General features: G+C 65.0%; 22 protein-coding genes. 4 read left to right on the top strand and 18 right to left on the bottom strand.

Features of this window, described 5'->3' with window-relative positions; translation table 11 throughout:
* Window positions 1-129: 129 nt before the first annotated feature.
* The 7 genes from XI09_RS31330 to glpD form a co-directional block, all read right to left on the bottom strand.
* Window positions 130-1,872 carry an ABC transporter substrate-binding protein gene (locus XI09_RS31330; protein WP_271570321.1) on the bottom strand — a complete coding sequence of 581 codons (1,743 nt, stop codon included), beginning with the start codon at window positions 1,870-1,872 and terminating at the stop codon, window positions 130-132.
* Window positions 1,873-2,002: 130 nt separating this feature from the next.
* The gene (locus XI09_RS31325) at window positions 2,003-2,332 is read right to left on the bottom strand and encodes a DUF2160 domain-containing protein (protein ID WP_271570283.1); all 330 of its coding nucleotides are present in this window, start codon (window positions 2,330-2,332) and stop codon (window positions 2,003-2,005) included.
* A gap of 10 nt (window positions 2,333-2,342) precedes the next feature.
* The gene (locus XI09_RS31320) at window positions 2,343-3,149 is read right to left on the bottom strand and encodes a carbohydrate ABC transporter permease (RefSeq protein WP_271570282.1); all 807 of its coding nucleotides are present in this window, start codon (window positions 3,147-3,149) and stop codon (window positions 2,343-2,345) included.
* Complete coding sequence (locus XI09_RS31315; RefSeq protein ID WP_271570281.1) at window positions 3,149-4,123, bottom strand: carbohydrate ABC transporter permease; 975 nt, start codon at window positions 4,121-4,123, stop codon at window positions 3,149-3,151. The genes XI09_RS31320 and XI09_RS31315 overlap by 1 nt, the downstream gene beginning before the upstream one ends.
* Complete coding sequence (locus tag XI09_RS31310; RefSeq protein ID WP_271570280.1) at window positions 4,123-5,208, bottom strand: ABC transporter ATP-binding protein; 1,086 nt, start codon at window positions 5,206-5,208, stop codon at window positions 4,123-4,125. The genes XI09_RS31315 and XI09_RS31310 overlap by 1 nt, the downstream gene beginning before the upstream one ends.
* Before the next feature lie 12 nt (window positions 5,209-5,220).
* A complete protein-coding gene (locus tag XI09_RS31305) occupies window positions 5,221-6,300 on the bottom strand; it encodes an ABC transporter ATP-binding protein (protein ID WP_271570279.1) in 1,080 nt (359 codons plus the stop codon).
* Window positions 6,297-7,847, bottom strand: coding sequence for a glycerol-3-phosphate dehydrogenase (gene glpD / locus XI09_RS31300; protein WP_271570278.1), 1,551 nt, complete (start codon window positions 7,845-7,847; stop codon window positions 6,297-6,299). The genes XI09_RS31305 and glpD overlap by 4 nt, the downstream gene beginning before the upstream one ends.
* 232 nt (window positions 7,848-8,079) lie before the next feature.
* On the opposite strand from glpD, the gene XI09_RS31295 reads away from it, so the two are divergent.
* The gene (locus tag XI09_RS31295; RefSeq protein ID WP_271570277.1) at window positions 8,080-8,364 is read left to right on the top strand and encodes a type II toxin-antitoxin system Phd/YefM family antitoxin; all 285 of its coding nucleotides are present in this window, start codon (window positions 8,080-8,082) and stop codon (window positions 8,362-8,364) included.
* On the top strand, window positions 8,361-8,786 hold the full coding sequence (locus tag XI09_RS31290) for a type II toxin-antitoxin system VapC family toxin (RefSeq protein WP_271570276.1): 426 nt from the start codon (window positions 8,361-8,363) through the stop codon (window positions 8,784-8,786). The genes XI09_RS31295 and XI09_RS31290 overlap by 4 nt, the downstream gene beginning before the upstream one ends.
* A gap of 2 nt (window positions 8,787-8,788) precedes the next feature.
* Here the strand turns inward: XI09_RS31290 and XI09_RS31285 are convergent, their stop codons facing one another.
* Window positions 8,789-9,634 carry a DeoR/GlpR family DNA-binding transcription regulator gene (locus XI09_RS31285; protein WP_060910813.1) on the bottom strand — a complete coding sequence of 282 codons (846 nt, stop codon included), beginning with the start codon at window positions 9,632-9,634 and terminating at the stop codon, window positions 8,789-8,791.
* A gap of 91 nt (window positions 9,635-9,725) precedes the next feature.
* Entirely contained in the window at window positions 9,726-10,412 is a 687-nt protein-coding gene (locus XI09_RS31280; protein ID WP_271570275.1) for an HAD family hydrolase, read from the bottom strand.
* A gap of 155 nt (window positions 10,413-10,567) precedes the next feature.
* Here XI09_RS31280 and XI09_RS31275 point away from each other — a divergent pair, with 155 nt between their 5' ends.
* On the top strand, window positions 10,568-11,035 hold the full coding sequence (locus XI09_RS31275; RefSeq protein WP_271570274.1) for a nuclear transport factor 2 family protein: 468 nt from the start codon (window positions 10,568-10,570) through the stop codon (window positions 11,033-11,035).
* A 120-nt stretch (window positions 11,036-11,155) separates the two neighbouring features.
* On the opposite strand, the gene XI09_RS31270 is transcribed toward XI09_RS31275, so the two are convergent.
* The 9 genes from XI09_RS31270 to XI09_RS31230 form a co-directional block, all read right to left on the bottom strand.
* Window positions 11,156-11,347, bottom strand: a complete 192-nt coding sequence (locus XI09_RS31270) for a hypothetical protein (protein WP_271570273.1) — start codon at window positions 11,345-11,347, stop codon at window positions 11,156-11,158.
* 191 nt (window positions 11,348-11,538) lie between these two features.
* Window positions 11,539-11,949, bottom strand: coding sequence for an acyl-CoA thioesterase (locus XI09_RS31265; protein ID WP_092187772.1), 411 nt, complete (start codon window positions 11,947-11,949; stop codon window positions 11,539-11,541).
* 21 nt (window positions 11,950-11,970) lie between these two features.
* A complete protein-coding gene (locus XI09_RS31260) occupies window positions 11,971-14,067 on the bottom strand; it encodes a 3-hydroxyacyl-CoA dehydrogenase NAD-binding domain-containing protein (protein ID WP_271570272.1) in 2,097 nt (698 codons plus the stop codon).
* Between the two features lie 2 nt (window positions 14,068-14,069).
* The gene (locus XI09_RS31255) at window positions 14,070-15,353 is read right to left on the bottom strand and encodes an acetyl-CoA C-acetyltransferase (protein ID WP_271570271.1); all 1,284 of its coding nucleotides are present in this window, start codon (window positions 15,351-15,353) and stop codon (window positions 14,070-14,072) included.
* On the bottom strand, window positions 15,353-17,620 hold the full coding sequence (locus XI09_RS31250; RefSeq protein ID WP_271570270.1) for an acyl-CoA dehydrogenase: 2,268 nt from the start codon (window positions 17,618-17,620) through the stop codon (window positions 15,353-15,355). Before XI09_RS31250 ends, XI09_RS31255 begins: the two co-directional genes overlap by 1 nt.
* A 294-nt stretch (window positions 17,621-17,914) precedes the next feature.
* The gene (locus XI09_RS31245) at window positions 17,915-18,538 is read right to left on the bottom strand and encodes a flavin reductase family protein (RefSeq protein WP_271570269.1); all 624 of its coding nucleotides are present in this window, start codon (window positions 18,536-18,538) and stop codon (window positions 17,915-17,917) included.
* A 176-nt stretch (window positions 18,539-18,714) separates the two neighbouring features.
* Window positions 18,715-19,314, bottom strand: a complete 600-nt coding sequence (locus XI09_RS31240; protein WP_271570268.1) for a TetR/AcrR family transcriptional regulator — start codon at window positions 19,312-19,314, stop codon at window positions 18,715-18,717.
* A gap of 34 nt (window positions 19,315-19,348) precedes the next feature.
* Entirely contained in the window at window positions 19,349-22,486 is a 3,138-nt protein-coding gene (locus tag XI09_RS31235) for an efflux RND transporter permease subunit (protein WP_271570267.1), read from the bottom strand.
* A gap of 224 nt (window positions 22,487-22,710) precedes the next feature.
* Window positions 22,711-23,817: an efflux RND transporter periplasmic adaptor subunit gene (locus XI09_RS31230; RefSeq protein ID WP_271570266.1), complete on the bottom strand. Its 1,107-nt coding sequence runs from the start codon at window positions 23,815-23,817 to the stop codon at window positions 22,711-22,713.
* A gap of 140 nt (window positions 23,818-23,957) precedes the next feature.
* Between XI09_RS31230 and XI09_RS31225 the strand changes: the two genes are divergently transcribed.
* Complete coding sequence (locus XI09_RS31225) at window positions 23,958-24,218, top strand: antitoxin MazE family protein (protein ID WP_333939147.1); 261 nt, start codon at window positions 23,958-23,960, stop codon at window positions 24,216-24,218.
* The last annotated feature ends 60 nt before the right edge of the window (window positions 24,219-24,278 follow it).

Here is a 24,278-nt window from a genome sequence, read left to right as displayed (position 1 = left end):
TGCAGAGTCCCCCTCACCCGTATCGCATCTGCGATGCGATACGGCCTCTCCCCGCAAGCGGGGAGAGGCGAAGAAAGAAAAAGGCCGGGATCGCTCCCGGCCTTTCGTGCTTGATGCTCTGCGCGAGGCTTACTTCACTTCCGCGCGCTTGGGCGGGGTGGCCGGCCACGACTTGATCAGCGTGTCGTAGTCGACCGTCTCGCCCTTCGGCTTCTCGTTGGCGAGCTTGCGCTGCGGGGCGATGGTGCCGTCCTTCTGGGCCTTGGCGAACCAGTATTCGGCCGACTCCTTCTTGTGCAGCTTCGGACCGCAGGCACCCTGCACGCCGGACTTCTCCAGGCGCTCCATGACGGAGTCCTGGGCAGCGGCCAGTGCGTCCATCGCGGCTTGCGGCGTCTTCGTACCGGACGACGCATCGCCGATGTTCTGCCACCAGAGCTGGGCGAGCTTCGGATAGTCGGGCACGTTGTTGCCGGTCGGGGTCCACTGCACGCGCGCGGGCGAGCGGTAGAACTCGATCAGGCCGCCGAGCTTCGGCGCACGCTCGGTGAACGACTTGTCCCAGATGTCGGATTCACGGATGAAGGTGAGACCGACATGGCTCTTCTTCAGCGACACCGTCTTGGAGACGATGAACTGGAGATAGAGCCAGGCTGCCTTGCGGCGATCCGCCGGGGTCGACTTCAACAATGTCACGGAGCCGGCGTCCTGGTAGCCGAGCTTCATGCCTTCCTTCCAGTAGGAGCCGTGGGGCGAGGGAGCCATACGCCACTTCGGCGTACCGTCCGCGTTCATCACGGCGATGCCAGGCTTCACCATGTCGGCGGTGAAGGCGGTGTACCAGAACATCTGCTGGGCGATGTTGCCCTGGGCCGGCACGGGACCGGACTCGGAGAACGTCATGCCCTGGGCCTGCGGCGGCGCATACTTCTTCATCCACTCGAGGTATTTCGTGATCGAGTAGACCGCGGCCGGACCGTTGGTGTCGCCACCACGCTCGACCGAGGAGCCGACCGGACGGCAGCCTTCCATGCGGATGCCCCACTCGTCCACCGGCAGACCGTTCGGAATGCCCTTGTCACCGTTGCCGGCCATCGACAGCCAGGCGTCGGTGAAGCGCCATCCGAGCGAGGGGTCCTTCTTGCCATAGTCCATATGGCCGTAGACCTTGACGCCGTTGATCTCCTTGATGTCGTTGGTGAAGAACTCGGCGATGTCCTCGTAGGCGGACCAGTTCACGGGCACGCCGAGCTCGTAGCCGTACTTGGCCTTGAACTTGGCCTTGTAGTCGGGGTTGGTGAACCAGTCGTAGCGGAACCAGTAGAGGTTGGCGAACTGCTGATCGGGCAGCTGGTAGAGCTTGCCGTCCGGCGCCGTGCCGAACGATTTGCCGATGAAGTCGTTGACGTCGAGCATGGGATCGGTGACGTCCTTGCCCTCGCCGGTCATGTAGTCCGACAGCGCGATCGTCTGATTGTAGCGGAAGTGCGTGCCGATCAGGTCGCTATCGTTGATCCAGCCGTCATAGACGTTTTTGCCGGACTGCATCTGGGTCTGCAGCTTCTCGACGACGTCACCTTCCTGGATGATGTCGTGCTTGAGCTTGATGCCGGTGAGCTCGGAGAACGCCTTGGCCAGCGTCTGCGATTCGTATTCGTGGGTCGTGATGGTTTCGGAGACGACGTTGATCTCCATGCCCTTGAAGGGCTCGGCGGCCTTGGCGAACCACTCCAGCTCCTTCTTCTGGTCTTCCTTCGACAGCGTCGAGGGCTGGAACTCCGCAATCCATTTCTGGATCGCGGCGTCGTCGGCAGCACGAACCGGCGCCGAGACGGCGAACGACGCCGCCAGAAGCGCGGCAGTGCTGGACATGGTCAGAAAACTGCTCTTGCTCAATGGACCTTTCCTTCTCCTAAACTGTCGCATGTTGTTCCTCCGTTGCAGCGACAAAATTTTATACAGGCCCGGGTTGCCCCCGGATCTGGCCGTCCCTTCGCGAGCTTCAGACCGTGCGGAAAATGAGCACGGCCGTGGCCAGCGAAATTCCACTCGCGAGCCACAGGCTCGAGATCTCAAAACCCTCCTCGCCGATCGGCAGCGCGGCGATCGCGTCGGTGCCGACGAGGCCGATCCACACGAGGTGGATGACGGCGGCCGCAATCAGCGAGACGAACAGGCGGTCACCGCGCGTGGTCGGGATGCGCAGCACGCCGACGCGCTCGGCCTCGGGATAGACCGCCGCGAGCCATGTCATCGCCGCAAGCGTGCAGGCGAGCGCGGCGAAGAAGATCGCGGTCGGCAGCGTCCAGGCCATCCATGCGATGGATTCCATAACAGCCTCCCTACACCCGGCCGAGCGCGAAGCCGCGCGCGATATAGTTGCGGACGAACCAGATCACCAGCGCGCCCGGAATGATGGTGAGCACGCCAGCGGCAGCCAGCAGGCCCCAATCCATGCCCGCGGCCGACACCGTGCGTGTCATGATCGCCGCGATCGGCTTGGTCTGCACCGAGGTCAGCGTGCGCGCGAGCAGCAGTTCGACCCAGGAGAACATGAAGCAGAAAAAGGCGGCGACGCCGATGCCGCTCGCGATCAGCGGCACCAGGATCTTGATGAAGAAGCGCGGGAAGGAATAGCCGTCGAGGAACGCGGTCTCGTCGATCTCGCGCGGCACGCCGGAGACGAAACCTTCGAGAATCCAGACCGCCAGCGGAACGTTGAAGATGCAGTGCGCCAGCGCGACGGCCCAGGGCGTATCGAACAGCCCGATCGCCGAATAGAGGTTGAAAAACGGCAGCGCATAGACCGCAGCCGGTGCCATGCGGTTCGACAGCAGCCAGAAGAACAGGTGCTTGTCGCCGAGGAAACGGTAGCGCGAGAAGGCGTAGGCCGCCGGCAGCGCCACCGAGATCGAGATGATGGTGTTGAGGACGACGTATTCCAGCGAGTTGATGTAGCCGGAGTACCAGCTCTCGTCGGTGAAGATGCGCTTGTAGTGCTGGAGCGTCGGAGTGTGCGGCCACAGCGTCATCGTCGAGACGATCTCGGCGTTGGTCTTGAAGCTCATGTTGACCAACCAGTAGATCGGCAACAGCAGGAAGATCAGGAACAGCCCCATGATGAGGCGGCGGCCGGGGATCGAATGCATCAGGCCACTCCTTCCTTTGGCTTGAGCGCGGGCACGGGCTTCAGCGCGACCGAGGGCTTCGGCTCCACCGCCGGCTCGCTCTCCGCCTGGACTTTGCGTTCGACACCGGCATTGGTCATGACGGTGTAGAAGATCCAGCAGACGATCAGGATGATGAGGTTGTAGACCAGCGACAGCGCGGCGGCCTTGCCGAGGTCGAACTGGCCGAGCGCGATCTTGACCAGCTCGATCGAGACGAAGGTCGTCGAGTTGCCGGGTCCGCCGCCGGTGACGACGAACGGCTCGGTGTAGATCATGAAGCTGTCCATGAAACGCAGCAGCACTGCGATCAGCAGCACACGGTTCATCTTCGGCAACTGGATCGCCTTGAACACCGCCCAGCGCGAGGCACCATCGATTTGCGCTGCCTGGTAATAGGCCTCCGGGATCGACTTCAGGCCGGCGTAGCAGAGCAGCGCGACGAGGCTGGTCCAGTGCCAGACGTCCATCACGATGACGGTGACCCAGGCGTCGATATCGTTGGAGACGTAATTGTAGTCGAAGCCGATGTGGTTGAGCACATAGCCGAGCAGGCCGATGTCGGGCCGGCCGAAGATCTGCCAGATGGTGCCGACCACGTTCCACGGAATCAGCAGCGGCAGCGCGAGGATGACGAGGCAGGCCGCGACGGTCCAGCCGTCGCGCGGCATCGACAGCGCGACGACGATGCCGAGCGGCACCTCGATGGCGAGGATCACCAGCGAGAAGAACAGGTTGCGGCCGAGCGAAGCGAGGAAGCGGCCGCCGAGATCGGTCGAGGGATCGAGCAGCTCCTTGAACCAGCCGACGCCGTTCCAGAAGAACTGGTTGTTGCCGAACGTGTCCTGCATCGAATAGTTCACCACCGTCATCAGCGGCAGCACCGCCGAGAAGGCGACGACCAGGAACACCGGCAGCACCAGGAACCAGGCTTTTTGGTTGATGGTCTTGTCCATCAGGCGGCTCCCTCCACCAGAAGGCTGTCGGCATAGACGTGGACATGCGACGGATCGAACTTCAGCCCGGCGGTGCCGTCCGCGCCGGTGAAGCCCGCCGGCGCACGCGCTGCGAGCTTCGCGTCGCCGAGGCGCGTGCGCGCGAAGCGGATGCGGCCGAGGTCGTCGATGCGCTCGATCTTCGCGGCGAGCAGGCCCGGCGCCGGCGCGACGGCTTCGACGAATTCGGGGCGCACGCCGATCTCGATCTTGGCACCGGTCGGAAGGTTGTCGTAGCTACGGTTCAGCGCGATGACGTGGCCGTCGATCAGCGCCTCTCGTCCCCTCACCTCGGCCGGCAGGATGTTCATGCCGGGCGAGCCGATGAAATAGCCGACGAAGGTATGCGCCGGCTTGTCGAACAGCTCGGCCGGCGTGCCGCTCTGCACCACGCGGCCATCATGCATGACGACGACGGTGTCGGCGAAGGTCAGCGCCTCGGTCTGGTCGTGGGTGACGTAGATCATCGTGAGATCGAGCTCGCGATGCAGCGCCTTCAATTTCGAGCGCAGCTGCCATTTCAGCTCGGGATCGATCACGGTCAGCGGCTCGTCGAACAGCACGGCGGCGACGTCGGAACGGACGAGGCCGCGGCCGAGCGAGATCTTCTGCTTGGCGTCGGCCGTGAGGCGTGTCGCCTTGCGGTTCAGATAGGGTTCGAGATCGAGCAGGCGGCCGATCTCGGCGACGCGCCTGTCGATCTCGGCCTTCGGCACGCCGCGGTTCTTCAGCGGGAACGCCAGGTTCTGCCCCACCGTCATGGTGTCGTAGATCACCGGAAACTGGAACACCTGGGCGATGTTGCGCTTCTGGGTTGACAGCGGTGTGATGTCCTGGCCGTCGAACAGGATTTTCCCCCGCGACGGCGTGATGATGCCGGAGATAACGTTGAGCAGCGTGGTCTTGCCGCAGCCGGACGGACCGAGCAGCGCATAGGCGCCGCCCTGCCGCCAGGTCATGGTCACCGGCTTCAGCGCAAAGCTTTCCTGCGGAGCATCATTGCCGCCGTAGGAGTGGGCGAGATCGACAAGGTCAATGCGGGCCATGGCGCACCTCCCTCACGAATTGCCGGGTGCCGCGACCAGCCGGTCGGCAGCATCAAAGACGAAGACATCGTTGGGATCGAGCACGGCATCGATGGTCTGGCCGGGCTCGAACTCGTGCACACCGTGCAGCACCGCCACCCAGTTCAATCCGTCGCGGGTCAGATGCACGAAACTCTCCGAACCGGTGATCTCGGTCACCGTCACCGTGGCATGGAAGGCATGGCGGTCGGTCTCGCCATTGGCGAGCGCAAGCTGATGCGCGCGAAAACCGACGCGATAGGCGCCGTCGGCGAGAGAGGAATAGAGGCCGGACGCCGGCGCAGCGATACCTCCCGCATATTGCACGGAACCGTTCTTCTTCTCGATGCCGACGAGGTTGAGCGGCGGATCCGAGAACACCTGCGCGACGCGCAGCGTCTGCGGACGACGGTAGACGTTGGGCGTCCCGCCGATCTGAAGCGCCTGGCCCTCCCACATGCACACCGTGTTGCCGCCGAGCAGAAGCGCCTCGGTCGGCTCGGTGGTGGCATAGACGAATATCGCGCCCGAGGCCTCGAAGATGCGCGGCAGCTCGGCGCGCAGCTCCTCGCGCAGCTTGTAGTCGAGATTGGCGAGCGGCTCGTCGAGCAGCACGAGATCGGCGCCCTTGACCAGCGCGCGCGCCATCGCAGTGCGCTGCTGCTGGCCGCCGGAGAGCTGGAGCGGCGTGCGCTTCAGGAACGGCTCGAGCCTGAGCAGCCTTGCCGCTTCCGCCACGCGCGCCTCGATCTCCTCGCGCGGCTTGCCCTGCACGCGCAAGGGCGAGGCGATGTTCTCATAGACCGTGAACGAGGGGTAATTGATGAACTGCTGATAGACCATGGCGACCGAGCGCTGGCGCACGTCGACGCCGGTGACGTCCTTGCCGTTGACCAGCACCTTGCCCGTGGTCGGCTTGTCGAGGCCGGCGAGCAGCCGCATGATCGAGGTCTTGCCCGACAGCGTCGGCCCGAGCAGCACGTTGAGCGTGCCGCTCTCCAGCGTCAGCGAGACATCGCGGATGTGCGCAACACCATCGACGGTCCGGGTCACGTGATCGAGCGTGACGGTCATGAGCGTCCTCCCGCTTCCAGCAGGGGACTTTGCGGCACGGCGTGGGTCCTGATCCAGTCGTCAAGCGCCGCGATCTCGTCGGCAGATAGTCGCAGGCCGAGCTTGGAGCGGCGCCAGACGATGTCCTCTGCGGTCACAGCCCATTCGTTGGCCATGAGGTAGCGGACCTCGCGCTCGGTGAGCGTCGCGCCGAAGGCCTGGCCGAGATCGGCGGCCGATTTCGCGTCACCGAGCAGCTTGATGGCGCGGGTGCCATAGGCGCGCGCGAGGCGGCGCGCATGCGCGTGGCCGAGGAAGGGATAGCCGCGCTGGAGCTCGGCGATCAGCCCGTCGATGTCGGACACATCCATGTCGCCGCCGGGCAGCGGCCATTTGCCGGTCCAGCCCTCGCGGGCTTTCGCGCTGCGGAGATAGGGCGAAAGCCGCTCCAGCGCCTCTTCGGCCAGGCGGCGGTAGGTCGTGATCTTGCCGCCATAGATCGAGAGCAGCGGCGAGCCGCCGGGCGTGTCGAGCTCGAACACGTAGTCGCGCGTTGCGGCCTTGGCTTCGCTGGCGCCGTCGTCATAGAGCGGGCGCACGCCGGAATAGGTCCAGACCACGTCCTCCGGCGTCACCGGCTTGGCCAGATATTCGCTCGCGGCGGCGCAGAGATACTGGATCTCCTCGGCCGTCGCCTTCACCTTGGCGGGATCACCGTCATAGTCGCGGTCGGTGGTGCCGATCAGCGTGAAATCGTCCTGATACGGGATCACGAAGATGATGCGGCCGTCGGCGTTCTGGAACATGTAGGCGCGGTCGTGGTCGTAGAGCTTCTTCACCACGATGTGCGAGCCCTGCACCAGGCGCACCTTGGCTTTCGCGTTGACGCCGGCGCCGCGCCCGAGCACGTCCTCGACCCAGGGGCCGCCGGCATTGACCAGCGCCCGGGCCTGGATCGACGAACGTGCACCGGTCAGTGTGTTGACCATGCTGACGGTCCAGATGCCGTCAGCCTGGCGGATCTCGGTGGCGCGGGTGCGGGTGCGGATCTCGGCGCCCTTGTCGGCGGCATCGCGCGCGTTGAGCACGACGAGGCGGGCGTCATCGACGAAGCAGTCGGAATATTCGAACGCGCGGGTATAGCGATTCGGGATCAGCGGACGGCCGACCTCGTCGCGCCTGAGATCGACCGAGCGCGTCACCGGCAGCAGGTGGCGGCCTCCGATGTGGTCATAGAGGAAGAGGCCGAGGCGCAGCAGCCAGGCGGGGCGGAGCCCCGCGTGATGCGGCAAAACGAAACGCAGCGGGCGGATGATATGGGGCGCGATGCCCCAGAGAATCTCGCGTTCGATCAGCGCTTCGCGGACCAGGCGAAACTCGTAATATTCGAGATAGCGCAGGCCGCCATGCACCAGCTTGGTCGACCAGGACGACGTCCCGCTCGCCAGATCGTTCATTTCGCACAGGAAAACCGTGTTGCCGCGGCCCACCGCGTCGCGCGCGATGCCGCAGCCGTTAACACCGCCTCCGATGATGGCGAGGTCGAAAATACGCTCCAACAGACGCATCCCCCGACGGCCACTCGTTCCTTCGAGTGGTTACTTTCGTTTTTGATTAGATCATACCGAAAAACGAAAGCAAGATGAAAGAGAGGCGAAAGGAAGTGAAAGCGGAACTTTTTGGTGGGCAATCGGCCGCGAAAATGAGCAGCTCGGACCTCCGATTCCAGAAGCAACAGCACTCTTGAATGGTCAGCCACACAGAATTATAGTCACAATAGTCAGATTGGTTCTCACCCGAATGGCCGATCACAACCCTGCACCCGACACGCTTCCGGCTGATGACACGTGGACGCTTGCCAACGCCAAGGCACGACTGTCCGAGGTGATCGACCGTGCCCAAACCGGCCCCCAGGTCATCACCCGTCACGGCAAGCCGAACGCCGTGGTCGTTTCCGCCGAGGAATGGGCGCGCAAGACCGCACGCAAAGGCACGCTGGCCGAATTCCTGCTGGCCTCTCCGCTGCGCGGCGCCGACCTTGAACTTGAACGCGTGCACGACGCGCCACGCGACGAGATGCCGTGAACCTGCTGCTCGACACCAACGTACTGTCGGAGGTTCAGCGGCCCGCGCCTTCGCCGAAAGTCTTGGCGTGGCTCGATACGATCGATGAGGATCGCGCGTTCATCAGCGTCGCATCGATCGCCGAGCTTCGCCGCGGCATCGCATTGCTGGAGGATGGCCGCCGGCGCTCGGCACTGGCCGCGTGGCTTACCCACGATCTGCCGACGCGGTTTGGCGAACGTGTCCTGCCGATCGACCAGGCGGTGGCCGAGCGCTGGGGCGACCTGATGGCTCAGAGCCGCCGCAGCGGCGTTGCCCTGTCCGTCATGGATGGCTTCTTTGCCGCGACCGCGCTTGCAAACGACCTCAAGCTCGTCACGCGCAATGTGAACGATTTTGCGGCATTCGACGTCCCCCTGCTCAACCCGTGGGACGACCCATAGCCCTATCTCAGCCGCACCACCGGCGCCGCTTCGGGTGCAGCTTCCTGAGCATCGGCCTGCACATCATCAATATCCGCCCCCTTCGGCATCGCCTCCACCACTTCGATGCCCTTGCTGTGGCAGATGGTGGCGAGGCGTTCGGGCAGCTCCTGGTCGGTGACGAAGGTCTGGATCTGGGTCATGTGGGCGATGCGCACCGGCGCGCTGCGCCGAAGCTTCGTCGAATCCGCGACCAGCATGACGCTGCGGGCATTGGCGATGATGGCCTGCGCGACCTGCACCTCGCGATAGTCGAAGTCGAGCAGCGCGCCCTCTTCGTCGATCGCGGAGGCGCCGATGATGGCGTAATCGACCTTGAACTGGCCGATCAGCTGCGTCGCGGTCGAGCCGACCACCGCACCATCGGCGCGCCGCACCGTGCCGCCGGCGACCACCACCTCGATGCGGGGATGGCGGTAGAGCAACATCGCGACATTGAGGTTGTTGGTAATGACGAGGAGATCCTCATGCGAGGTCAGCGCGCTCGCGACCTCCTCCGTCGTGGTGCCGATGTTGATGAAGAGCGAGCATCCGTTCGGGATCAGCGAGGCGGCCGCAGCCCCAATCGCCTTCTTCTCCTCGGCGGCGACGAAGCGACGTGCCTCATAGGCGAGGTTTTCCACGCCCGAGGCGATGATGGCGCCGCCGTGGATGCGGGTCAGCGAGCGCCGTTCGCAGAGGTCGTTGAGATCCTTGCGGATGGTCTGCGCCGAGACCTCGAACCGGCGCGCGAGCTCCTCGACCATGACGCGGCCGGAGGCGCGCGCGATGTTGAGGATTTCGGCTTGGCGATGGGTCAATCCGGTCACGGCAATGGCCTCAAGTCAGGAAGCTGCATGGTGCGGCGGTTCGCGCGATCGGTCAATGCGCACTCCGATCACGGTTAACGGACGAGGCCTCTCACCACGCCATCGCGGCAGCCAGAGGCGCGAGCAGGTCCGGATCGTCGAAGGCGCTGGCGGAGGCGACCGCGCCGGCTGCAATCAGGTCGGCATGGCCAAGGCTGGTCCGGATCCCGATGGTCGGAATGCCGGCCGCCGTGGCCGATTGCACGCCGGTGCGGGAGTCCTCGAATGCGACCGAGGTTTCCGGCCTCGCGCCGACGAAGCGCAACCCTTCCTGGTAGGGCAGCGGATGCGGCTTGCCGTGCGGCAGCTCGTCGCCGATCACGAGGCCCTTGAAGCGGTGCGTGATGCCGAGGCCGGAGAGCAGCAGCTCGGCGTTGAGACGCGGCGCGTTGGTCACGGCAACCATGGGAACGCCGGCCGCGTCCGCCCGGTCGAGCAGCGCCATCAGGCCCGGCAGCGGCTCGATCTGCCCGGCGACGAGCGCGCGGAAGACTTCCTCCTTCTCATCGAGGATCAAGGCGCGCCGTTCCGGCGCCTCGTCGGGCAGAAAGCGCTCCCCGATCGATACATTGGCGAACCCTTGCAGCTCCCTCGAGAACCGCGCGTGATCGAAGACATGGCCGTGAGGGCCGAGCACCTCGTTGAAAGCCTTCAGGTGCAGCGGGTCGGTATTGGCAAGCGTACCGTCGATGTCGAACAGCAATGCCCTGCCCGTCGCATTGTCCTTGGCCTCGATCATTTCCGTACTTTCCCAAATGCACGACGCATCGATGCGCGACACGTATCAATATGGCTGCGATCACGCAATGACGCATGCATATGACGACGACGTGACCACTCGACAAAGCCGCGCGCGGCTGCAACACTCTCTTCAAGATCAAAAAGGAGGAAACGATGACGATCAACCGACGCGATCTGGCTCTCTCGACCCTGGCCGTTCCGGCTCTTGCCGTCTCCGCGCTCGCTCTCGCGACACCGGCGCTGGCCGCCTCGGCGGACGAAGAGGCCGTGGCGAAGAAGGTGGAGGCCTTCCGCCTCGCCCAGATCGCGGCCGACCCGAAGGCGCTCGGCGCGCTGTGCTGGGACGATCTGAGCTACAGCCATTCCAGCGGCAAGGTGGAGGACAAGGCGACCTTCATCACCAACGCCACCGACGGCAAATCGAAATTCCTGTCGGTCGAATACAAGGACCCGACCATCAAGGTCGTCGGCCCGGCCGCGATCGTGCGCTTCCATTGGGTGGCGGAACAGGAGATGGCGGCCGATGGGAAGAAAGTGCCGACCAACCTTCACATCCTGATGAACTGGCAGAAGCAGGGCGACGACTGGAAGCTGCTGTCACGCGCGGCGACGAAATTGTGATCAACGGTGTCATTCCGGGACGCGCCGAAAGGCGCGGACCCGGAATCCATTCATCGACATTCTCTGTGGCACGATGGATTCCGGGCTCGCGCTACGCGCGCCCCGGAATGACAGGCGAAACTACGCCGCTTCCGTCACATCGCCGTTAATCAGCTTGCGCGCGGCGCGTTCGGCTTCGCGGGCGTTGCGGAAGAGCTGGCCTTCGAGGCGGTAGAAGCGGTCGGACGAGGCGAAAAAGCAGTAGCCCCCTTGAGAACGAACGACGATACCTGCGGTCTGCGAATTGACTTCGATGATGTAGCTGTCCGGCATGGCCCGTGGATTCCTCAAGTGCGGGCAAATAACGACACTTCTGCCCAAAGGTTCCTGGGCATTTGAGGCCGTTTTCACCCCGAATCGACGCGCAATTGAGTACGCCGGGACCTCATCCGTTTTATGACTTGTTCTTGGCGAAGACGCGACGACCGCGGATGCAACGCCGCGCGGTCATACACCGCGCGCGATTACGTCGCGATCACCGTGTCGGACGGGCGAACCGCCTGCGGGCGGCCGTGTTCGTCGATCGAGACATAGGTGAAGTTGCCATCGGTGACGAGGAACGGATGCTCCTCTCCGCGGCGCAGCGCCCACGCCTCCAGATGCACCGTCAACGAGGTGCGCCCGACACGCACGAGATTGGCATAGACCGAGACGAGATCGCCGACATAGACGGCTTTGCGAAAGTTCATCGCCTCGATCGCAACCGTCACGGTGCGTGACTTCGCGACCTTCGAGGCGAACACGCCGCCGCCGACGTCCATCTGGCTGAGCAGCCAGCCGCCGAAAATGTCGCCGTTCGCGTTGGTGTCGGCGGGCATCGCCAGCGTGCGGATGCAGAGATCGCCGCTCGGCCCGGTATTCGCCTGTTCGTTCATGCCTCTCTCACTTGAGATTGCTCACTTGAAATTGTCCCAGCCCGCGTCAGGCGCGAAACGTCCGCCGAATCGTTCGGCGAGCTCACGCAAGGTGGACACGACATTATCCACGCCGCGGGAGCGCGCATAGTTCAGCGGACCGCCGCGGAACGGTGCATACCCCGTGCCGAAGATCATGGCGCCATCGACCGCATCGGGATCGTCGACAATGCCTTCGCGAAGCGCCGCGACGCAGACGTTGGACATCGGCAGCACCAGGCGGTCGATCATCTGGTCGGTCACACGCGGGCCGGTCTCGGAGAGCGGCGCCTTCTCCGCCTTGCCGTCCTTCCAGGTGTAGAAGCCCTTGCCGGTCTTGCGGCCGAGCTCGCCCTTGGCAACCTTCTCGCGCAGCCAAGCCGGTGTCGGCGGCAACAGATCGCCGAACTTGGTGCGCAGCATGTCGCCGACATCGAGACAGATGTCGAGCCCGACCTGGTCGGCAAGCTCGATCGGCCCCATCGGCATGCCGAACTGCACGGCCGCGGCGTCGATCAGGCGCTGGTCGGTCTTCTCGTCCAGCATCACCATCGCCTCCAGCATGTAGGGCGTCAGGGCGCGGTTGACGAGGAAGCCGGGCGAGCTCTTCACGGCGAGCGGCAGGCGGTCGATCGCGCCGACGAAGGCGAGCGCCTCCTTCAACACTTGCGAATCGTTGCCGTCATGGCTGACGACCTCGACCAGTTGCAGCCGCGACACCGGATTGAAGAAGTGCAGCCCGACCAGCCGCTCCGGCCGCGCCAGCGTCGTGCGCAGGTCCTGAAGCGGAATGCTCGAGGTGTTGGTCGCAAGAATCGCGCCCGGCTTCATCTTCGGCTCGAGGCCGGCATAGACCTTCTGCTTCAGCTCGAGCTTTTCCGGGACCGCCTCGATGACGAGATCGGCGTTGCGGACGCCCTCCCCATCCATGTCCGGAATCAGGCGATCGAGGGCGTCGCGCACCTCGGTGGGCTTGCGGATGATCTTGCCGTAAAGCTCGGCCGCGCGCTTCACCGCGCCCGCGATCGGCTCCGCCTTCATGTCCGCGAGCGAGACCCGCAGCCCCTGCCCCGCACACCACGCCGCGATGTCGCCGCCCATGGCGCCGGCGCCGATGACATGGACATGCTTCACCGTGTTGCCGGAGCCTGCCGCCTTCTTCATCTGCTCGCGCAGGAAGAAGACGCGGATCAGATTCTGCGCCGTCGGCGTCACCATCAGCTTGGCGAATGACGCCTGCTCGGCCCCCAGCATCGCAGCCTTGCTGCCGCCATGCGTCTCCCAGAGATCGATCAGCGCGTAAGGCGCCGGATAGTGCTCACGCGGTGCTGCCTTCGCAGCCTCCGAGCGCATGCGCTTGGCGAGCAGTCCACGCACCGGTCCGAGATTGGCCGCGCGTGTGAGCAGGCCAGGCCTGGCCCGCTTCAGCCGGCCGAACAGCACGTCCTTCACGGCGCCACGGACGTGGCGCTCCTGCGTCACGGTATCGACGAGGCCGAGCGCTTTGGCCCGGCGTGCATCGATGGTGCGGCCGGTCAGCATCAGCGCCATCGACTGGGTCGGATTGACCAGTGCGGTAAAGCGCGCGGTGCCGCCGAGACCGGGATGCAGGCCCAGCATCACCTCGGGGAAGCCGAACCGTGCGCCGTCGATGGCGATGCGCGACTGGCAGGCGAGCGCGACCTCGAGGCCACCGCCGAGGCAGAAGCCATGGATGACCGCGACCGTCGGCAGCCTCAAGGCCTCCAGATGATCGACGACGGCATGCGCGGCGCGGATGCGTGTCTCCACCATCTCGGGATCGCTGGCGCCGCGGAATTCGTTGACGTCGGCGCCGGCGATGAAGCCGGACGGTTTGGCCGAGCGGATCACGAGGCCTGCGGGGCGCTCGGTCTCGACCGCGGCGAGCACGGCGTCGAACTCCTCCATCACGTCGGAGGACAGCGTGTTGGCGCTTGTCTCGGCGCGGTCGAACAGCAGCCAGGCGACGCCGTCGGCGTCGCGCGTCAGCTTGAAGTGCTTGTAGGGTCCGTCAGCCGCGGGCTGGGGCCCGAGCGTCAGGACGCGGTCGCCGAGCGCGGTCATGATCCTGGAATCCATGGTCACACCACCTCGATCAGCATGGCGCCGCCAAGCCCGCCGCCGATGCATTCGGTGGCGACGCCACGCCGGGTGCCGAGCCGCTTCATCGCATTGACCAGATGCAGCACGATGCGGTTGCCGGAGGTGCCGACGGGATGGCCGAGCGAGATCGCGCCGCCGTCGACATTGAGCCTGTCACGGTCGATCTCGCCGGCCGCGCCGTCGAGCCCCAGAATCTCGCGGCAGAATGTGTCGTCGTTCCAGGCGGCCAAGCAGCCGAGCACCTGCGTCGCGAACGCCTCGTTCAATTCCCAGGTCTCGACGTCCTTGATGGTGAGGTTGTTGCGCGCAAGCAGCGGCGTCGCCGACATCACGGGGCCGAGCCCCATGATAGCAGGATCGAGCGCGGCCCAATTGCTGTCGACGATGACGGCCTTCGGCGTCAGCTTGTGCTTTGCGACCGCCTCATCGGAAGCGAGGATGACCCAGGAGGCGCCATCGGTGATCTGCGAGGAATTGCCGGCGGTGACCTGGCCCCAGGGGCGCTCGAACACCGGCCTCAGTTTCGCGAGCGTCTCAGCCGTGGAGTCCGGCCGCACGCCATCGTCATGGTCGAAGAACTTGCCGTCGCGGGAGAACGCCGTCTCGACCTCGCCCTTCAGAAAACCTTCGGCCTGCGCATGCGCGAGCCGGCGATGGCTCTCGGCGGCGTAGGCGTCAGACTGCGCGCGGTTGATGCCGAAGAGATGGCCGACGACCTCGGCGGTCTGCCCCATGTTCAAGTCGGTGATGGGGTCGGTGAGCCCGCGCTCGAGGCCGATGATCGGCTTGAGATAGCGCGGCCGCAATTTGAACGCGGCGGCCACTTTCGCGGCGACGCCCTTGGCGGTGGCAAGACCGGCGAACCAGCGCACGCCGGAATTCGGCCAGACCAGCGGCGCGTGGCTCAGCGCCTCGGTGCCGCCGGCCAGGATCATGTCGGCATGGCCCTCGCGGATGTAGCGGTAGGCGGTGTCGATCGACTGCATGCCGGAGCCGCAATTGATCTGCACGGTGAAGGCGACCATGTCCTCGCCCATGCCGAGCCGGAGCGCGGCGACGCGAGCCGGATTCATCTCGTCCGCGATGACGTTGACGCAGCCGAGGATGACCTGGTCGAAGCTTGTGGGCGAAAACGGCTGGCGCGCCAAGAGCGGCCGTCCGCATTGCACGGCGAGATCGACGGGCGTGAACGGACCGGGCCCCGAGCGCGCCTTCAAGAACGGCGTCCGGCTGCCGTCGACGATGAATACCGGTCGTGCCATCAGCTCGCCGCCCTCTGTTCACCGAGTTCCTGGAAGAACTGATGCACATCTCCGGTTTTCTTGTAAATCGGCGACAGCGCCTCCGGCGCAAAATCGTCGACCTCGATCACCTTCGTGACGGCTTCGCGGGCAGCGGCAAGCTGCTCGCCCTCGGCCTGCGTGATCACGCCCTTGGCCACCGCCTCCTTCCAGTCGCTGATATGCGCGGCGCGGATACGCTTGGCGATCGCGTCGGTGCCTGCGACCAGCTTGAAGGCGCGCTCCAGCCGGGCAAAGCCGCCGTCGTCGTCGACATAAGCGAGGTCGGGCGTGAGGCGGTCACGGGCCGCCGACGGCTCCAGCACGAGGCTTGCGCATCGGTGCACGACCCGGTCGGACGGGCCGAGCACACGGGCGCCAAAAGGCTGGACCACGAGCTTGAGGAATCCGGCGACGAAGCGGTTCGGCAGATTGGCGAGAATTTCGGCGAGCCGATTTTCAATGGTCTTGAAGCCGGTCGCCATGCACCATTCCAGCGCGGCAAAGTCCTCCGTCTGCCGGCCCTCGTCCTGCCAGCGTTTCAGTGCGGCCGAGAGCAGGTAGAGCTCGGACAGAATGTCGCCGAACCGCGCCGACAGCATCTCCTTGCGCTTGAGCGCGCCGCCGAGCGTGAGCAGCGCCATGTCGGCGCAGAGCGCAAACGCCGCCGAATAGCGCGAGAGCTGGCGATAGAATGGCGTGGCGTCGCCCGCATCCGGCGCCGGCGCGAACGCGCCGAAGGTCCAGCTCCGGCCGAAAGCGCGGAAGAGCGTCTGGAAGCTGTGGCCGACATGTTTCCAGAACGCGGTGTCGAAGGCAGCGAGCCCGCGCGCGCGGTCGGTGTCGGCGAGCGCGTTCATCTCGTCGAGCAGATAGGGATGGGCGCGGATCGCGCCCTGCCCGAACACGATGAGATTGCGGGTCAGGATATTGGCGCCCTCGACCGTGATGCCGACCGGAACGGCGCGGTGCAAATTGCCGAGATAGTTTTGCGGACCGTCGATCACGGCCTTGCCGCCGTGAATGTCCATGGCGTCGTCCACCGCGGTGCGCATCCGCTCGGTCGCGTGCAGCTTCATGATGCCGGAGATGACGGCCGGATGAACGCCGGCATTGAGCGCCGCGCAGGTGAGCCGGCGCGCCGCGTCGAGCTGATAGGCGGTGGCGACGATGCGCGCGAGCGGCTCCTCGACGCCCTCGAACTTGGAGATGGAGATGCCGAACTGCTCACGGATGCGGGCATAGGCGCCGGTGGTGCGCGCGGCGTAGGCGGCGCCGGCCGCGGACAGCGACGGCAGCGAGATGCCGCGGCCGGCGGCAAGCGCCGTCATCAGCATCTTCCAGCCCTGTCCGAGGCGCTCCTTGCCGCCGATGACGTAGTCGAGCGGGATGAAGACGTCGCGGCCCCAGTTCGGGCCGTTCTGGAAGACCTGCATCGACGGCAGATGGCGATGGCCGATCTCGACGCCCGGCAGGTTGGCCGGGATCAGCGCCACGGTGATGCCGAGCTCTTGCTGCTGGCCCACGAGGTGGTCGGGGTCATAGGCCTTGAAGGCGAGGCCGAGCAGCGTCGCGACGGGGCCGAGCGTGATGTAGCGCTTGTGCCAGTTGAGCCTGAGGCCCACGACCTCGCGGCCTTCGAAGGTGCCCTTGCAGATGATGCCGGTGTCCACCATCGAGGCGGCGTCGGAGCCGGCTTCGGGGCTGGTGAGGCCGAAGCAGGGAATGTCGCGGCCGTCGGCGAGCCGCGGCAGCCAGCACGCCTGCTGCTCCTTGGTGCCAAAGCGCATCAGGAGTTCGCCGGGGCCGAGAGAGTTCGGCACCATCACCGTGACGGCGGCGGCGATCGAGCGGGTCGAGATCTTGCGCACCACTTCCGAATGGGCGTAGGGCGAGAAGCCGAGGCCGCCAAACTCCTTCGGGATGATCATGCCGAAGAATTTCTCGCGCTTGACGAAGTGCCAGACATCCGGCGGCAAATCGCGCCATTCCCAAAAAATCTTCCACTCGTCGAGCATGGCGCAGAGCTCGTCGACCGGGCCGTTGAGGAAGGCCTGCTCCTCGTCGGTCAGCATCGCCTGCGGGACCTTCAGCAGCTTCGCCCAGTCGGGATTGCCGGTGAACAGATCGGCATCCCACCAGACGTCACCGGCCTCCAGCGCCTCGCGCTCGGTGTCGGACATCGCCGGCAGCACGCCGCGCGCCCAGGAGAAGATCGGTTTTGTGATGGTGTCGCGGCGGAAGCTCATGGCAAAACCTCATGGATCAGCGCGGGTGACCGACATTTTAGCGGAAAGTGGCCGGCGGAGGTGAACACTTCGCCTGCGAAATTGACGCGGCCGGGCGGCCGCCCAGGGGCCATAACGGCCGGGGTGTGGTGGCAGTTCCGGGAGGGGGAATGGGGGAGATGCCTCTCACATCGTCATTCCGGGGCACGCGAAGCGTGAGCCCGGAATCCATAACCACGATCGGGAGTATGGATTCCGGGCTCGCGCCTGACGGCGCGCCCCGGAATGACGGTAGGTAGAGAGAGAAGCGCCGGCCTAATCCGGCCGGACCATCTCGAACATGTTTTCCGGCTTGATCTCGAAATAATCGCCGCGGCGGCCGGCGCGGACGATGGGGCGGGCGGCGGCGGTCTGGTAGACGCCGTCCTTGATCATGGCCTTGTCGATATGGACGGCGACGACCTCGCCCAGCGTCAGCCAGGCATCGGCCTCCTTCCCGTCGGCGCCCTTGAGGCGGACGATGTCGGACACCTTGCACTCGAAGGCGACCGGGCTCTCAGCCACGCGCGGCACGTTGACGAGCCTGCCGGGCACGGCGGTGAGGCCGGCGACCTCGAATTCGTCGACCTCGGGGGCGACATGCGCGGCGGTCGCGTTCATGTGCCTGGCGAGATCCATCGTGGCGAGATTCCAGACGAACTCGCCGGTCTGCTTGATGTTCTCGACCGTGTCCTTCCAGTTGGTGGAGGAAAAGCCGATGATCGGCGGCACGTAGCAGAACGCGTTGAAGAAGCTGTAGGGCGCGAGATTGACGTGGCCCCTGGTGTCGCGGGAGGAGATCCAGCCGATCGGCCGCGGTGCGATGATGGCGTTGAAGGGATCGTGCTTGAGGCCGTGGCCCTTGGAGGGCTCGTAGAAGTACAGGTCTTTGTCGGTCACGCGCTTGCTTCTCCGTACTCGTCATTGCGAGCGCAGCGAAGCAATCCAGAATCCCTCCGCGGAGACAGTCTGGATTGCTTCGCTACGCTCGCAATGACGGAGTTTGTTGATCCGTCCTTGCCCGCATCGTCTACCGGAGCGGCAGATCTACTTATAGGAGGAAATTCCAGCGCCCGTCAGTGACGCGGCGACAGACCCGCGATGACGAAATCGATCATCTGGTCGATGGTCGGGCCCGGCTTGGTGGCGCACTGGGCGATCATCTGGGGGTGGAAGAAGCGCATCATCGCGGTGCAGGCGCACAGCGAGGCCAGTTGCAGGTCCGGCGCCTCGAATTCGCCGGAGGCCGTGCCCTGCGCGATCATCTGGCCGATCACCCCGGCAATGCACTCCATATGGGCGACGCAGACCTCCCAGTCCTCCTGCATCGCGATCTCGACCATCTCGTGCAGCTTGTTGTCGCCGACATAGCGTTCGGTGTTCATGCGATGGATGGTGGTGAGGAGCTCGCGGAAGCGCGGAAGCACCGGGCCGGGCCGCGCCACGATCCGTTGCGCCTCGAGCTCGACCTCGCCCATCAGCGAACGGGCCACCGCCTGGTGAATCGCCTTCTTCGATTCGAAGAAGCGATAGACGTTGGCGGGGCTCATCCTGAGCTCCTTGGCGATGTCGCCGACCGTGGTCTTCTGGTAGCCGATCTGGCGGAACAGCCGCTCGGCCACCTCGAGGATACGATCCCGGGTGTCGCCTTCGATATGTTCCGCAACCAGTGTCATGTGTCAGGACTCGTCAATCAGCACTTCTTCTCACTTATTCAGCCGCTTCAGCAAGCGGAATTGCATGCGGGTCATCGCTCCCATGCTGCGGCGCGGCAGGCTGCTCGGGGGTGCCGGCCTCGTCCAGGCTCTTCCTGAACCACAGGGCGTAAAGGCCCGGCAGGTACAGGAGCGTCAGGAAGGTCGCCACGAACAGGCCGCCCATGATGGTGATCGCCATCGGGCCCCAGAACGCCGAGCGCGACAGTGGGACCATGGCCAGGATGGCGGCGAGCGCCGTCAGCACCACCGGGCGGGCCCGGCGGACGGTCGCCTCCACGATCGCCTCGCGCCGGGTCAGGCCGTGCGAGACGTCGGTCTCGATCTGGTCGACCAGGATGACCGTGTTGCGCATGATCATGCCGGCGAGCGCGATCAGGCCGAGCAGCGCCACGAAGCCGAACGGGGCGTTGGCGACGTTGAGGCCCAAGGACGCACCGACGATACCGAGCGGCGCGGTCAGGAACACCAGGATCAGGCGCGAGAAGCTCTGAAGCTGGATCATCAGCAGCGTCAGCATCACCATGACCATCACCGGGAAGAGGATGAAGATCGAGGCGTTACCCTTGGCGGATTCCTCGAACGCGCCGCCGGGCTCGATGCGGTAGGCCGGCTCGAGATGATCCTTGATCGCCTTCAGCTTCGGCGTGATCTGGTTGGTGACGTCGGGCGCCTGCACGCCGTCGACGACATCGGAACGCACGGTGATCGCCATGTCGCGGTTGCGCCGCCACATGATCGGCTCCTCGTGGGCGTACTCGATCTTGGCGATCTGCTGGAGCGGCACGGCAACGCCATTGCGCGAGGTGATGGTGAGGTCGCCGACGCCGCCGAGGTCGAGGCGCTCGGACGGGATCGCACGGGCGACCACGCCGACCTTCTCGATGCCGTCGCGCACGGTCGTGACCTGCGAGCCCGAGATCAGCATTGCGAGCGCCTGCGACACGTCCTGCGGGGTCAGGCCCATGGCGCGGGCGCGATCCTGGTCGACGACGAGCTTGAGGTAGGGCGACTGCTCGTTCCAGTCGAGCTGAACATCCTTGACGCTCTTGTTCTGCCGCATGACGTCGCGGACCTGGTAGGCGATCTCGCGCACCTTGTTGGCGTCGGGGCCGATCACGCGGAACTGCACGGGGAAGCCGACCGGCGGACCGAAATTGAAACGGTCGACGCGGACACGCGCTTCGGACAGAAAACCCTCGGCAGCCGCATTTTCGATCTTGGCCTTGATGCGCTCGCGCGCCTCGACGCCCTTGGCGACGATGACGACCTCGGCAAAGGCCTCGTTCGGAAGCTGCGGGTTGAGGCCGAGCCAGAAGCGCGGCGAACCCTGGCCGACATAGGCGGTATAGGTCTCGATGTCCTTGTCGTCCTTGAGCAGCGTCTCGGCCTTCTTCACCGCCTTCTCGGTGACGTTGAAGGCGGTGCCCTCCGGCAGGCGCAGCTGGAGGAACAGCTCGGGCCGCTCCGACAGCGGGAAGAACTGCTGCTGGACATGGCCGAAGCCGACGATCGAGGCGGCGAAGACACCGACGGTCGCGACCACCACAGTGATGCGGTGATTGACGCACCATTGCACGACGGCGCGCAGGCCCCGGTACATGCGGGTCTCATAGACGGCGTGCGGATCGTGGTTGTGGTGCACCTTGATGTTCGGCAGCAGCATGACGCCGATATAGGGCGTGAAGATCACCGCCACGAACCAGGAGGCGACCAGCGCGATCGCCACGATCCAGAAGATGCTGCCGGCATATTCGCCGACCGCGGAATTGGCAAAGCCGATGGGGAGGAAGCCAGCGGCCGTGACCAGCGTTCCCGTGAGCATCGGAAACGCAGTGGATTCCCAGGCGAAGGACGCCGCGCGCATGCGGTCCCAGCCCTGCTCCATCTTCACCACCATCATCTCGACCGCGATGATGGCGTCATCCACCAGAAGGCCGAGCGCGATGATCAGCGCGCCGAGCGTGATGCGGTGCAGGTCGAGCGACATCGTGTTCATGACGATGAAGACGATGCCGAGCACCAGCGGCACGGACAGCGCGACCACGATGCCGGTGCGCCAGCCGAGCGCCAGGAACGAGACGAACAGCACGATGACGAGGGCTTCCATGAAGGAGTGCACGAACTCGCCGACGGCGTGCTCGACAACCTTGGGCTGGTCGGCGATGAGCTTGACATCGATGCCCTGCGGTACCGCCTTCATGAACTCGGCGGTGGCCTTCTCGACCTCCTTGCCGAGATCGAGGATGTTGGCGCCCTTGGCGGTGACGACGCCGATGCCGATCGCGGCCTTGCCTTCCTGGCGCACGACGAAGCTCGGCGGATCGACATAGCCGTGGGTGACGGTGGCGATATCCCCTAGGCGGAAGACGCGGCCATTGCTTTCGACCGGGGTCTCAGCCACGGCCTTGGCGCCGTCGAGCGCACCGGTGACACGCAGCGGCACGCGCTGCGAGGAGGTCTCGACCGTGCCGGCCGGGGTCACGTTGTTCTGCTTGGCGAGCGAGTCGAACAGCGCCTGCGGCGTGATGCCGAGGGTGGCGAGCTTGGCGTGGCTGAACTCGACGAAGATGCGCTCGTCCTGATTGCCGTAGACGTCAACCTTGGTCACGCCCGGCACCTTCAGGAGGCGCTGACGGAAGCCTTCGGACACCTTCTTGAGCTGGGCATAGTCGGCGCCGTCGCCGGTCATCATGTAGAGGATCGAATCGACGTCGGAGAACTCGTCGTTGACGACGGGTCCGAGGATGCCCGAGGGCAGCTGGCCCTGCACGTCGGCCAGTTTTTTGCGCAGCAGATAGAAGAGGTAAGGCACGTCCTTCGGCGGCGTCGAGTCGCGGAAGGTCACCTGGAGCGCGGTGAAGGCAGGCTTGGAATAGGTCTGCACCTTCTCGAAGTAAGGCAGCTCCTGGATCTTCTTCTCGATGGGATCGGCGACCTGGGTCTGCATCTCCTGGGCGGTCGCGCCCGGCCAGATCACGGAGACGTTGACCACCTTCACCGTGAAGAACGGATCCTCGGCTCGCCCGAGCTTCTGATAGGAGAAGAAGCCGGCGACGCCGAGTATGAGCATCAGGAACAGGACCAGCGTCGGATGGCTGACGGCCCAGGCCGAAAGATTGAAGCGCTTCATCGCTCTCTCCGAAAAGACGATCCAGTTGCAAAAACGTCAGCCACTCTGTTCAACCCGTCGTCGCGAGGCAGCGAAGCAATCCAGGGGGCTGGGCAGGTTCTGGATCGCTTCGCCGCTTCAGCCCCAGCATTTGCGCTTGGGCCGAAACTCACCTCACACGACGAAACTCGACTTCTCTCGTCATTCCGGGATGGTCCGAAGGACCAGACCCAGAATGACAGGAACTAGAAAGACAGTGACGAGACGATCCGCACCCTCTGGCCCGGATCGAGCTTCTGCACGCCGAGGGTGACGATCTTGGCGCCCTCTTCGACACCGCTGGTGATGACGACGTCGTCGCTCTCGTAGGACTTCACCACCACCGGCTTCAGCGTCACCGCGCCGTTGTCGTCGACGACGTAGAAGGAGGGCTTGCCGCCTTCGTTGAACAGCGCCGACAGCGGCAGCCGCGCGACGCGCTCGGTGGCAGCGTCCGACAGCGTCAGCGTCGCGGTCATGCCGAGCGAAACCTTGTCGTCGGCTTCGGGCAGCGAGAACTTTGCGAGATAGGTGCGCGTGGCGGTATCCGCGGTGGGCGCGATCTCGCGCAGCTTGGCCGTATATTTCTTGCCCGGCTCCGACCAAAGAGTGACGCTGGCGGCGCCCGACTTGGCACGTCCGACCAGCGTCTCAGGGATCGCGACGACCGCTTCCTTCTCGGCAAAGCGAGCGACACGGATCGAAGCCTGGCCTGCGGCAACCACCTGGCCGGGCTCGATCAGCGTTGCAGTGACGACGCCACGGGCGTCGGCGTTGAGCGTCGCGTAGGAAAGGGAATTCTTGCTCAGCTCGAGCGCGCGCTCGGCGCGGTTCAGGCGGGCCCGGGCTTCATCCGCGCTCGCGCGGCTCGAATCCATCTGGGCGTCGGTGGTCCAGCCTTTCGCCTTCAGATCCTTGGCGCGCTGCTCGGCGGCAGCGGCCTGCGCCAGCACGCCCGTGGCGGCCGTCTGTTCGGCCACGGCCTGCTCGGCCTGTAGCTTGAGGTCGATCTCATCGAGGATGGCGAGCGGCTGGCCGATCTCGACGGTCTGGCCGACTTCGACGAGGCGCTTGGCGACCTTGCCGGCGACGCGGAAGCCGAGATCACTCTCGATCCGCGGCCTGACGGTGCCGACAAAGCTCCGCTCCGGGGTTTCGGCATCATAATGCGCGGTTGCGACCAGAACCGGCCGTGGCGGCTCGGCCTTCTCGGCGACGGTGTCATTGCACCCGGCCAGGGTGGCGGCCATCAGGGCCAGCGCCACACCCGCCAAGAGCTTAGAATAGCTGGATAAAACCGACCGGACGAACATCGGAGGACACTCCTGCGACTGCAATGAGAGGAATGTCGACTAATCACTGATAAAAGTCAATAATCGTCAGTCATCAGGAATCTGTGATCGTTAAGGGGTGATAAGGGTCCCGCGGATTGGCGGAACTCCATTATCCTGATATGGTTACATGTAACCGAATGGAGAGACCTATGCCGTCCTCTTCTAAGCCAAGGTCGTCGCGAACGAAGGTACGCGAGCATCGAGAGCGGCTGCGCGCGCAGGGGCTCCGTCCGATCCAGATCTGGGTTCCGGATGTGCGTTCAGCCACCTTCAAGGCGGAAGCCCATCGCCAGTCACTGGCGGTCGCATCGAGCCCACATGAGTATGAGGATCAGGCCTTCGTCGATGCGATCTCCGATTGGCCTGGCGAGACAGAATAATCTGTGAACAGAGCACGGAATCTGGTCGGCAGGGCCTCAGGCCCGAAACAGTTTCGCTGC

It is taken from the genome of Bradyrhizobium sp. CCBAU 11386, from assembly GCF_028128955.1.
GTDB lineage: Bacteria > Pseudomonadota > Alphaproteobacteria > Rhizobiales > Xanthobacteraceae > Bradyrhizobium.
The sequence above is the reverse complement of the archived record's forward strand: the minus strand, read 5'-3'. Positions and strand labels throughout refer to the sequence as shown.